The sequence below is a fragment of the Rhodopseudomonas sp. B29 genome (assembly GCF_000333455.1).
GTDB lineage: Bacteria > Pseudomonadota > Alphaproteobacteria > Rhizobiales > Xanthobacteraceae > Rhodopseudomonas.
Map to the genome: position 1 here is coordinate 1 of NZ_BADD01000089.1, position 10,602 is coordinate 10,602.

Genomic DNA, 10,602 nt, shown 5'->3' on the forward strand with positions numbered 1-10,602 from the left:
CTAAAATCCGGACGGATCGCAGATGCTCAAGACAATCATCCTGCTGACCGGTAGCCCCGATCATCTGCACGCGCTGTCGCTGATGCGTTTCCAGCCCACGCCCGGTCAAGACGACGCAACAAATTCATTTAGCACTAAATGAATGAACTTGACCTATCCGGATTTCAGACCGAAGCTAGCGGCAATCAACAGCCGGCGGGGATCAGCGACCGGTTCGGAGGAAACGCCATGACTTTGTCCCGGACGACGGCAGCCGCCGTCGCGCTGCTGCTCGCCACCACGCTCGCCACGCCGTCGTTTGCCGAGAAGAAATACGATCCGGGCGCCAGCGACACCGAAATCAAGGTCGGCCAGACCATGCCGATGAGCGGCCCTGCGTCCGCCTTCGGCAACATCGCCAAGGTCGAGGCCGCCTATATCCGGATGATCAACGAGCAGGGCGGCGTGGGCGGCCGCAAGATCAACCTGATCCAGTACGACGACGCCTACTCGCCGCCCAAGACAGTCGAGCAGGTGCGCAAGCTGGTGGAAAGTGACGAGGTGCTGACCACCTTCCAGATCATCGGCACGCCGCCCAACGCCGCTGTGCAGAAATATCTGAACGCCAAGAAGGTGCCCCAGCTCTTGGCCGGTAGCGGCGCAACGCGCTTCACCGACCCGAAGAATTATCCGTGGACGATCAGCGCCAATCCGAGCTACCAGTCGGAAGCGCACATCTATGCCAAGTACATCCTGGCCAATCACCCCAACGCCAAGATCGCGATCCTGTATCAGAACGACGATCTCGGCAAAGACTACGTCAAGGGCCTCAAGGAAGGCCTCGGCAGCAAGGCGGCGAGCATGATCGTCGCCGAAGCGTCGTACGAACTCGCCGATCCGACGGTCGACTCGCAGATGGTGACGTTGAAGGCTTCGGGTGCCGATCTGTTCTACAACATGTCGACGCCGAAATTCGCCGCGCAGTCGATCCGCAAGGCCGCCGAGCTCGGCTGGAAGCCGGTGCATATCCTGGAGGTCAACGCCACGGCGGTCGGTCAGGTGCTCATCCCTGCGGGCGCCGAGAACGCCAAGGACATCATCTCGGTGAATTACGGCAAGGACCCGCTCGATCCGCAATGGGCCAATGACGAGGGCATGAAGCGCTACAAGGCCTTCATGGCCAAATGGGCACCGAACGACGACGCCAACAGCGGCTACGCCACCTACGGCTATTCGACCGCCGCCATGCTGGTGCGCATCCTGCAGGCGTGCGGTGACGAACTGACCCGCGCCAACATCATGAAGCAGGCGACCTCGATCACCAACTACGTGCCCGACCTGGCGCTGCCCGGCATGTCGGTGACGACGACGGCGGACGACTGGCGCATCAACAAGCAATTCCAGATGATGAAGTTCGACGGCCAGCGCTGGGTGCTGTTCGGGCCGGTGGTGACCGACGACTACAAGGCGGACTGAAGCTGCCACACGACTCCCGTCATCCTGAGGTGCGAGCTCGAAGGGCTCGCCTCGAAGGATGGGCCACAAGCACCTTGGCCGCATCCTTCGAGGCGCGCTGCGCGCGCACCTCAGGATGACGACTCAACACAGGTGATGGCTGCAATCGATCAGCGCTCTAAAGCTCTTCACGGCTAATCCGGCTCACGTTGACAAGTATCTGCCCGTCGGCTGGAATGCCGGCGGGGATAGCGATCTCCCCATCAGGCGGCATGCCCAAGAATCGCGTCCTGTTGTATTGGAGGACGCATCATGCCTGCTTCAGACCTCAGCCCCGATATTTTCATCGCCACGCGGTCGCCACCGCAGCCCGGCTTCCCGACGATGCGGGAAGCTTTCGCGGTGTGGCTGCGCGTCGCCGCGCTGAGCTTTGGCGGCCCTGCAGGTCAGATTGCCGTAATGCATCGCGTCCTGGTCGAGGAGAAACGCTGGGTCTCGGAGGAGCGGTTCCTCCACGCGCTCAACTACTGCATGCTGCTGCCCGGACCCGAAGCGCAGCAGCTCGCCACCTATATCGGCTGGCTGATGCATCGCACGCCGGGCGGCATCATGGCGGGCGGCCTGTTCATCCTGCCCGGCGTCATCGCCATCATGGCGCTGAGCATCATCTACGCAGCATTCGGCGCGGTGAGCGCCGTGGCGGCGTTGTTCTTCGGCCTGAAGGCGGCGGTGCTGGCGATCGTGCTGCAGGCGGTGGTGCGCATCGGCGGGCGGGCGCTGAAGAACCGCATCCTGCAAGGCATGGCGCTGCTGGCATTCGTAGCGATCTACTTTTTCGACGTGCCGTTTCCGATCATCGTGGTCGCAGCCGGGTTGATCGGCGGTGTCGGCGGCGCGTTGCAGCTACGCACCTTCGCGGCCGGCGGTGGCCACGGCTCTGCAAAATCGGACGCATTGGTCGACAGCCTGGTCGGCGACGAGTTGCCGCCGCACGCCCGGCCGAGTGTCGCCTCGACGTTGCGTGTCGCGATCGTATGGCTGGCGCTGTGGCTGCTACCGGTCGCCGTGCTCCTCGTTTGGCTAGGCGACACCAGCGTGTTCAGCCTGATCGCCGTGTTCTTCAGCAAGATGGCGATGGTGACTTTCGGCGGCGCCTACGCCGTGCTGGCTTATGTGGCGCAGCAAGCGGTCGAGACCTATCACTGGCTCGCACCGCACGAAATGCTCGACGGCCTCGGCATGGCCGAGACGACGCCGGGGCCGCTGATCATGGTGCTGCAGTTCGTGGGCTTCATGGCTGCGTATCGCGCGCCCGGCACACTACCACCGATGTTGGCCGGCGCGCTCGGCGGACTGCTCGCTACCTGGGTGACGTTCACGCCTTGCTTCCTCTGGATCTTCCTCGGCGCGCCGTTCATCGAGCGCATGCGTGGCAACAAGGTGCTGGCCGGCGCATTGACGGCGATCACTGCGGCCGTGGTCGGCGTGATCTTGAACCTGGCGATTTGGTTCGCCATCCACACGCTGTTTCACGCCACCATCCCGGTGAGTGGCTTCGGCCTGTCGTTCGAATGGCCGGTGCTGTCGAGCGTGAACCCCGCCGCCTTGTTGCTGGCGGCCGCGGCTGCGCTCGCCATCTTCCGCTTCAAGGCCGGCATGCTGCAAACGCTGGCGGCATGCGCGGCGGCGGGACTATTGCTGAACGTGGTCACCTGAGCTGAGTCGGGCTGGACGACATCGCGCCGCCAAGGAACGAACCCACTTGCACTCCGTTCGCCCGACGCCATTCCGGCGCGCGAGCAGCAACATGCAATTTATCGATCGACGAACTCTTCTCACCGCCGCGGCAGCGCTCGGCGTCACCACGGCCGCGGCGCAAACCAACGATGCGCCGATCAAGGGCGACAAAGGCGGCACCATCCTGGGACCGCGCAATGCGCCGCGTGAAGCTGAGAACCCGGACATTCTGAGACCGCCGGAGACCGATCACGGCTCGATGCCCAATCTGCGGTTCTCGTTCGCCGATGCGCACGTCAAAATGCGCGAAGGCGGCTGGTCGCGCGAGGTGACCGAACGCGAACTGCCGGTCTCCAAGACCATGGCGGGCGTCAACATGCGGCTGAAGGCCGGCGGCGTTCGCGAACTGCATTGGCACAAGCCGGCCGAATGGGCCTTCATGATCGCCGGCCGCGCCCGCATCACGGCGGTCGACAACGACGGCCACAACTTCATTGCCGATGTCGGCGCCGGCGACCTCTGGTACTTCCCCGGCGGCATTCCGCATTCGATCCAGGGCCTCGGCGACGACGGCTGTGAATTCCTTCTGGCGTTTCCAGATGGCGCCTTCTCGGAGGACTCGACCTTCGGGCTCGCCGATCTGTTCGCCCACACCGATCCGGCGGTGCTGGCCAAGAACTTGTCGATCGACGCCAAGGCGCTGAGCGGCATTCCGAAGGAAGAACGCTTCATTTTTCGGGCCGAACTGCCGCCGCCGCTTGAGCAGGATACGGTGCCGAACCCGCAAGGCGGCGTGCCGCAGGACATGGTGTTCAGGTTGATGCAGGCGCCGGCGCAGACTTCGCCGGGCGGCTGGGTACGGATCGCCGACACGAGCAACTTCCCGATCTCGACCGAGGTCGCCGCAGCGCTGGTCGAGATCAACCCTGGGCATCTGCGCGAAGTGCATTGGCATCCCAACTCGGACGAATGGCAGTTCTACGTCTCCGGCCAGGGGCGGATGAGCGTGTTCAATGCCGAAGGCCGGGCGCGTACGTTCGACTATCAGGCCGGCGACGTCGGCTTCGTGCCGATGTCGGCCAGCCATTTCATCGAGAACATCGGCTCTGAGCCGCTGCGCTATCTCGAGCTGTTCAAGGCGCGCCGCTATATGGACGTGTCGCTGACGCAGTGGCTGGCGCTGACGCCGCACGAATTGGTGGCGGCACATCTCAACATCGACCGCACCGTCCTCGACGGGTTGGACAAGGACAAGCAGCCGGTGGTCTGACCGTCGCTTGGTCCTGCCATCAATTGAGCCGAAATCGAGCAACCGTCGCCCGGTTGGCGCGTTGTAGGGGGAACCAAAGGGAGGCCGCTATGTCGGAAAACGGCGACAAGCAGGAGACCACCCTCGATCCGGATGATTTCCCGATCGAGACCGAGCACGGCAAGCTCAAGACGCAAGACGGCGAGAACATCGCCGAGGCCAAAAACGAGAAGCTCGCCGAAGAAATCGCCGAGCGTCTCAACGAGCACGCCTATAAGGAAGAATGCGACCGTTGGTCGGCCTGACACCAGCCTGGTCGAGCGCTTTGGCCTCGACCCAGGTCAAGCCGACGCGTAGCGCTCCGGCCCGGCCGACTCGATGGTCAGGCGGTAGGCGACCCGGTTGTGGCCGTCGAACCGCTCCAACAGGTCGTCGCATACCGGGCACCTGTATTCGCCGGATGTGCCCGGCAGACTCTGCAATTCCAGGCGCTGAAAGCCCGCGCCGCATTGCGGACAGGTGACGTCACTGGTCTTCATCGTAAGCTTCGCTCTCGTCGAGCCTGATTGACGCCGCCGCCGAACATGCGTTCCGGCGCGGCGCAAATTTCAGGTCTCCAAATGGCAAGGCCGCCCGCGCCGAATGTCGTCGATGGTTTCGTGTGCGCGCTTGCGGCCCCTGCCCACAAGCGCGGATCGCGCAGCTCAGGCCTGCAGCAGACTACGCCTGCAGGTTGCCATAGCGTGGGATCGAGATCTTGCAGACCACCCCGGTCGGCAGAAACTCCAGCGTGGCGCCGCCGCTGCCGAGGCTGCGCGAAATCAGAGTCTGGCCGAAGCCGGACGACGACGGCGACGTCACCAGCGGTCCCTCGCGCTCCTGCCACTCGATCAGCAAGGCGCCACCGTCGGCCGTGCCGAGCCGGCGTACCGAAATCTTTCCGCCCGGCACCGACAGCGCGCCGTATTTCACCGCATTGGTGGTGAGCTCGTGGAACACCAGTCCGAGCGATACCGCGGTCTTGGGATCGACCGCGACATCGAGCCCTTCGGTGGTAATGCGCCCACTCGATTGCGTCGCGTACGGCGCCAGCTCGGCGCCGAGCACGTCGCCGATCTTCAGGTTCTGCCACGAGGCGTTGGACAGCAGCGTGTGCGTCGCCGCCAGCGCCTGGATGCGGCCGGAGAAGGCCTTCTGAAAATCCTCGATATTGCGCTCGTGCGCCGCAGTGCGGGCGCAGATCGCCATCACCATGGTGAGCGTGTTTTTCACCCGGTGATCGAGTTCGCCCATCAGCAGCGCCTGGTGCCGCTCGGCCGCCTTGCGATGCGACAGGTTGATCAGCGTGACCACGCAGCCTTGGGTGCGTTCGCCCGAGACCATCAGCGGCGCAGCACTGATCAGCACGTCCGTTACAGCGGACGACGAGCGCACAGCCGCCTCGAGACCCTGAACAGGCATGCCGCTGGTTGCCAACGTGACGATGTCGTCGCCGCTCATCAGATCGGAGGCCTCGGCGAAGGTGAGTTCGACCGCATCCGCGAAGCTTTTGCCGATCGGTGATTCCGAGCAGATGCGCAGCGCCGCGCCGTTGAGATGAGTGACACGCCCGGCGCGGTCGCAGACGATCACCGCCTCGTTGGCCGACGCCAGGATGGCGCGCGCCAGACGCTCGGACTCGTGCGCCGCCGCCGCCTGCTCGCGTTCGGACATGTCGGTGAAAGTGATGGCCACGCCACGGACGACGCCGAATTCCAGCGGCGTGCCGGTGAGCAGGATACTGCGATCCGCGCCGCCGGCCCGCAGATGAATCTCCGCCGAGCGACGCTCGTGCAGCGCTTGAGTCAGCAGCCGGCGGAAGGTCGCCTGATTGACGGCATCGAGAAGCCCTATCAATGCCGCCCCCGTCAGCGACGTCGAGCTTTCACCGAGCAACGCGCACAGCGCCTGATTGGCGTAGAGCAATTGCCCGTCCTGATCGAACGCCGCAGCGCCGACGTCCATCGCTTCCATAAAGGTGCGATAGGATTGGCCGCCGCCTTCGAGCGTGAACACCTGCTCGGCGTCACGGCCTTTGACGACAAGCGCATCGATCTCACCGTCGCGAATGGCGCGTAGCGTGTCCTCGGCCTCTTCGAGGCGGGCTTCAAGCTCCGCCCGGCTCAGCGCCGCGACCGAGCTCATGGCTACGAACCCTCGACCGCCAGATGCACCAGCACTTTCGGCGTGTCGGACAGATCGCCGATGATCTTGCGGATCGGCACCGGCAGTTCCTTCACCAGCGTCGGGATCGCCACGATGCCGTGCTCGCGCGCGAGCTGCGGCTGCTTCTTCAGGTCGATCACTTCGACCTTGTACTTGCCGGCGAGGTGCTCGGCGCAGATCCGCTCCAGATTGCGGATCGCAGCGAGCGACTTCGGCGTCTCGCCGGCGACATAGAGCACGAGTTTGATCGGGTCGGCCATCTCACTTGTCCTGCTGCGCGCCGTCCGAAGCGGCACCGAGGCCCCGGCTCCGTGCGATTGTCTCGGCGTCCATCGCTGTCTGTTTTCGGAAGACGTCTTCGGCCTGCACCATGCGCTGCAGTTCGGCTTCGTCGGCCTCGATCTCGGTTTGCAGCGCCTCGATCTGCGCATGGGCGCGGCGTCGACGCTGCACGATCTGTTCCTGCAGCCGGGCGACCTCCGCCTTGCGGGTGGACTCGGCGCGCCGCGCCTTGGCCTCCTCTACGCGCCGCGCCGAACCGGTCAGCGCTCCGCCTTCGCCCAGATACGGCTCCAGCAAATGGATGCCGGAATTCGACATCACGAATTCCCGCACCTGATTGGAATGCGAAATGCCACGCGCCTTCAGCAGATAAAGCTCGCGATTGAACTCGCCGTTCATTTCGCGATTGAGCAGCAACACCCAGGCGTCCATCAGCGACGACAGACCGGCTTCGGTCTGTGCATCCTGGATATGGGCGAGGTGAGTGAACACGCCGGTGATGCCCTTGGATTTGAGAGAATCGACCACGCGCAGCAGCATCGACTGCACCTCGGCGAGCTGGCCGGTGCCGAGAAACGCCGAGATCGGATCCAGCACCACAAGCTGCGGCTGGAAGCGCGCGACTTCGCGCAGCATCACAGCAAGATGCATTTCCAGCGAGTAGAACGTGGGCCGTGCGGCGATGTAGCGCAACTGGCCGCTGGCGAGCCAACGACCGAGATCGGTGCCGATCGAGCGCATGTTGCGCACGGTCTGCGCCTCGGATTCTTCGAACGACAGATACAGCGCCTTCTCGCCGGCCCGACAGGCGACGTCCGCCATCATGCAGGACAGCGAACTCTTTCCCGAGCCGGCAACGCCGCTGATGAGCAGGCTGGTGCCGCGATAGAAGCCGCCGCCGGTCAGCATCGCATCAAGATCCGGCACGCCCGACGAAATGCGCTCGTTGGTGACGTGGTGGCCGAGCCCGAGCGAGGACACAGGCAGAACGCTGAAGCCGTCCTCGTCGATCAGAAACGGATATTCGTTGGTGCCGTGCGCGGTGCCGCGATATTTGACAATCCGCATCCGCCGCGTCGAGATCTGGTTGTCGGCGCGGTGGTCGAGCAGGATGACGCAGTCGGAAACGTATTCTTCCAGCCCCTGCCGGGTCAGCGTGCCGTCGCCGCGCTCGCCGGTGATGACGGCGGTGAGGCCCTTCTGCTTCAGCCAGTCGAACAGCCGGCGGATTTCGGCGCGCAGCACGGCTGGATTCTGGAAAGCCGAAAACAGGCTTTCGATGGTGTCGAGCACGATGCGTTTGGCGCCGATCTGGTCGACGGCGAACTCCAGCCGCAGGAAAAGGGCCTCGAGATCGTAGTCGCCGACCTCGGCGACTTCGGTCGGGTCGATGGCGATGTGCTCGATCAGCACCTGTTCCCGATCGATCAGTCCTTGCAGATCGAAACCGAGCGACGCGACATTGTCGACGATGTCGACCGCGCGCTCCTCGAACGTCACGAACACGCCGCGTTCGCCGTACATCCGCGCGCCATTGATCAGGAAGGTGGAGGCGAACAGGGTCTTGCCGCAGCCCGCCGAACCGCAGATCAGCGAAGGACGTCCAGCTGGAAGGCCGCCGCGAGTGAGATCGTCGAAGCCTTCAATGCCCGTGAGAGATTTAGCGATGCCGTCAGTCATTCGTGTTCCGGAGTTCTTCTTTTGTTTTGTAGGGGAGCCGGAACAGGCTGACTAGTAGGAGGCCGAGGGAAATATCTTTCAAACTACTCGGGAACCAAATGCGACCCATAGAGTTTCGCGGCAAAAATGTAGCTGACGGCGATTGGGACACCGGCCAACGCGCGGTACACGTGTCTCAAATGATATGTGGTTTAGCTGGTCTTGCTGGCGATGACTCCGTACCAGCCGAGACCGCGATACGTCTCGTAACCGGGCGTCAGATGGAAGCCGACCAACGCGCCCGCAGCGTCGCGATAGCTACCGCTGTGCCCGCCGGCAAGCTTGAGCGGATAGCGCTCCTGCAGAATGCCGCGGCCGTCCGACGCGGCGATGACCCGGAACGACGAGTCCAGCAGCATAACCCGGTCGGTCTCGCTGGAATCGACCCGCACGCCTTCGACGATGGCCTTGGCCTGCGCCTCCCAGTCGAAGTGGATGGCCAGGACACCGAGCGGCGCGCCGTGCGAAGCGCCATTGGCACGCACGCTGGCGCAATAGGTCGCGACCTGGGCATTGTCGAGCAGCGGCGTGCGCTCAATGTCGCCAGCGACGTAATCGTCGCCCGAACGCAGCCGCAGCGCATCGCGAAACCACGAACAGCCGGAGACGTTCTGGCCGGCGACCGGGTAACGATCGGGCCGGCCGCTCGCCAGGACCTTGCCGTCGAAACCGCACAGCCAGATGTCGAGATACACCGTGTAGGCGGACAGGATGACGCCGAACCGCTTGGAGGCATGCTGCGCCAACGCGGGCGTGGGGCTGTTGGCGCAATCGACCACGGCCGAGTCGGTCGCCCACCAGCGCACGTCGCAGGTGCGCTCGTAGAGGTTCCGATCGATCAGTTCGACCGCGTTGAGCGCCAGATCGACCAGACGGTCGCCGTGGCTGCGCGACGCCATCTCGCCGATCGAAGTGATCAGTTCGCCGGTGCGATGGGTGAGCTGGGTTTCGAGTTCGCGGGCGATCGCCTCGATCTGCGCGCCGACATTGCGTACCTCCTGAGCCACGATGGCAAAGCCGGCGCCATGCTTTCCGGCGCGGGCGCTCTCGATCAGAGCGTTGAGCGCCAGAATCTTCATCTGTCCGGTGATGGTCTGGATCGCCTTGGTCTTGCCGCAGGCGATGTCGTTCACCTCGGCGGTCAACCGCGCCACCAGCGCCGAGACGTCCGATTTGGCTTCGGTCTCGTCCTGAATGCCCTCTCGTGGAACAGCCGCCGGTCGCATCGTTGTCGTTTCCCGCCTTGTTAGTTGTGCAGGAACTTTCGTCGATTTGTCCTAATACAGCCTAAACCATCGAACGGTAATAATTGCGAGAAAATGCCGTCAGTTTGGGCATATCGACCCATAACTAACTGCGGACCAAATAGATCGCCAGCCCGATACCTCGTACATTACCGTAGTACGCAGATGCGATCGATCACGCTGCTCCGGCACGGGCTCCCAACTTGAGCAAAAAGAGACTAACCCGATCAGGCCGCGACCAGCGGGGGCACCGGCAGCGCGGTCACCGACTTGATCTTTTCCATCGCAAAGCGCGAAGTGACGTTCTTCAGCGGCACGCTGCCGATCAGTTTCTTATAGAACTGATCGTAGGCGCGCATGTCGGCAACGACGACGCGCAGCATGTAATCGACGTCGCCAGCCATCCGATAGAACTCGATCACTTCCGGCATGGCGGCGACCGAATTCGCGAAGGTCTTCAGCCAGGCCTCGGAATGATCGCCGCTCTCGATCGAAACGAACACCGACAGGCCAAGCCCGATCTTGTCCTGATCGACCAGCGCAACCCGGCGGGTGATGATGCCGTCGGCCTCCAGCCGCTGGATCCGCTTCCAGCAAGGCGTCGAGGACAGCCCGACGCGGTCGCCGATTTCGGCCACCGAGAGCGAGGCATCTTGTTGGAGAACCGTGAGAATCTTGCGGTCGATGGCGTCCAGCCGGCGGCTGGGCTCGGCGACGGGGACTTCGATATCG

10 protein-coding genes are annotated in these 10,602 nt (G+C 63.7%); 4 read left to right on the plus strand and 6 right to left on the minus strand.

Features of this window, described 5'->3' with window-relative positions; translation table 11 throughout:
- Positions 1–228: 228 nt before the first annotated feature.
- The 4 genes from I5M_RS03340 to I5M_RS03355 all read left to right on the plus strand — a co-directional run bounded on the left by I5M_RS03340 (position 229) and on the right by I5M_RS03355 (position 4,725).
- Positions 229–1,455, plus strand: a complete 1,227-nt coding sequence (locus I5M_RS03340) for an ABC transporter substrate-binding protein (RefSeq protein WP_022720104.1) — start codon at positions 229–231, stop codon at positions 1,453–1,455.
- A gap of 363 nt (positions 1,456–1,818) precedes the next feature.
- Positions 1,819–3,150 carry a chromate efflux transporter gene (gene chrA / locus I5M_RS03345; protein ID WP_022720105.1) on the plus strand — a complete coding sequence of 444 codons (1,332 nt, stop codon included), beginning with the start codon at positions 1,819–1,821 and terminating at the stop codon, positions 3,148–3,150.
- Positions 3,151–3,241: 91 nt separating this feature from the next.
- The gene (locus I5M_RS03350; protein ID WP_022720106.1) at positions 3,242–4,441 is read left to right on the plus strand and encodes a cupin domain-containing protein; all 1,200 of its coding nucleotides are present in this window, start codon (positions 3,242–3,244) and stop codon (positions 4,439–4,441) included.
- 89 nt (positions 4,442–4,530) lie between these two features.
- The gene (locus I5M_RS03355) at positions 4,531–4,725 is read left to right on the plus strand and encodes a hypothetical protein (protein WP_022720107.1); all 195 of its coding nucleotides are present in this window, start codon (positions 4,531–4,533) and stop codon (positions 4,723–4,725) included.
- Between the two features lie 36 nt (positions 4,726–4,761).
- Here I5M_RS03355 and I5M_RS03360 read toward each other — a convergent pair whose 3' ends face one another.
- From I5M_RS03360 to I5M_RS03385, 6 genes are all read right to left on the minus strand, one after another.
- Positions 4,762–4,959, minus strand: a complete 198-nt coding sequence (locus I5M_RS03360; RefSeq protein WP_022720108.1) for a hypothetical protein — start codon at positions 4,957–4,959, stop codon at positions 4,762–4,764.
- A gap of 181 nt (positions 4,960–5,140) precedes the next feature.
- On the minus strand, positions 5,141–6,604 hold the full coding sequence (locus tag I5M_RS03365; RefSeq protein WP_022720109.1) for a sensor histidine kinase: 1,464 nt from the start codon (positions 6,602–6,604) through the stop codon (positions 5,141–5,143).
- A 2-nt stretch (positions 6,605–6,606) separates the two neighbouring features.
- Complete coding sequence (locus tag I5M_RS03370; protein ID WP_022720110.1) at positions 6,607–6,885, minus strand: circadian clock KaiB family protein; 279 nt, start codon at positions 6,883–6,885, stop codon at positions 6,607–6,609.
- A gap of 1 nt (position 6,886) precedes the next feature.
- A complete protein-coding gene (gene kaiC / locus I5M_RS03375) occupies positions 6,887–8,587 on the minus strand; it encodes a circadian clock protein KaiC (protein ID WP_022720111.1) in 1,701 nt (566 codons plus the stop codon).
- A 191-nt stretch (positions 8,588–8,778) separates the two neighbouring features.
- On the minus strand, positions 8,779–9,852 hold the full coding sequence (locus I5M_RS03380) for a methyl-accepting chemotaxis protein (protein WP_022720112.1): 1,074 nt from the start codon (positions 9,850–9,852) through the stop codon (positions 8,779–8,781).
- A gap of 245 nt (positions 9,853–10,097) precedes the next feature.
- The gene (locus I5M_RS03385) at positions 10,098–10,598 is read right to left on the minus strand and encodes an Lrp/AsnC family transcriptional regulator (RefSeq protein WP_031335219.1); all 501 of its coding nucleotides are present in this window, start codon (positions 10,596–10,598) and stop codon (positions 10,098–10,100) included.
- Positions 10,599–10,602 lie beyond the last annotated feature (4 nt).

Coding starts and splice junctions, on each gene's coding strand:
- I5M_RS03340 (WP_022720104.1), top strand. CDS start 229: ATGACTTTGTCCCGGACGACGGCAGCCGCCGTCGCGCTGCTGCTCGCC.
- chrA (WP_022720105.1), top strand. CDS start 1,819: ATGCGGGAAGCTTTCGCGGTGTGGCTGCGCGTCGCCGCGCTGAGCTTT.
- I5M_RS03350 (WP_022720106.1), top strand. CDS start 3,242: ATGCAATTTATCGATCGACGAACTCTTCTCACCGCCGCGGCAGCGCTC.
- I5M_RS03355 (WP_022720107.1), top strand. CDS start 4,531: ATGTCGGAAAACGGCGACAAGCAGGAGACCACCCTCGATCCGGATGAT.
- I5M_RS03360 (WP_022720108.1), bottom strand. CDS start 4,959: ATGAAGACCAGTGACGTCACCTGTCCGCAATGCGGCGCGGGCTTTCAG.
- I5M_RS03365 (WP_022720109.1), bottom strand. CDS start 6,604: ATGAGCTCGGTCGCGGCGCTGAGCCGGGCGGAGCTTGAAGCCCGCCTC.
- I5M_RS03370 (WP_022720110.1), bottom strand. CDS start 6,885: ATGGCCGACCCGATCAAACTCGTGCTCTATGTCGCCGGCGAGACGCCG.
- kaiC (WP_022720111.1), bottom strand. CDS start 8,587: ATGACTGACGGCATCGCTAAATCTCTCACGGGCATTGAAGGCTTCGAC.
- I5M_RS03380 (WP_022720112.1), bottom strand. CDS start 9,852: ATGCGACCGGCGGCTGTTCCACGAGAGGGCATTCAGGACGAGACCGAA.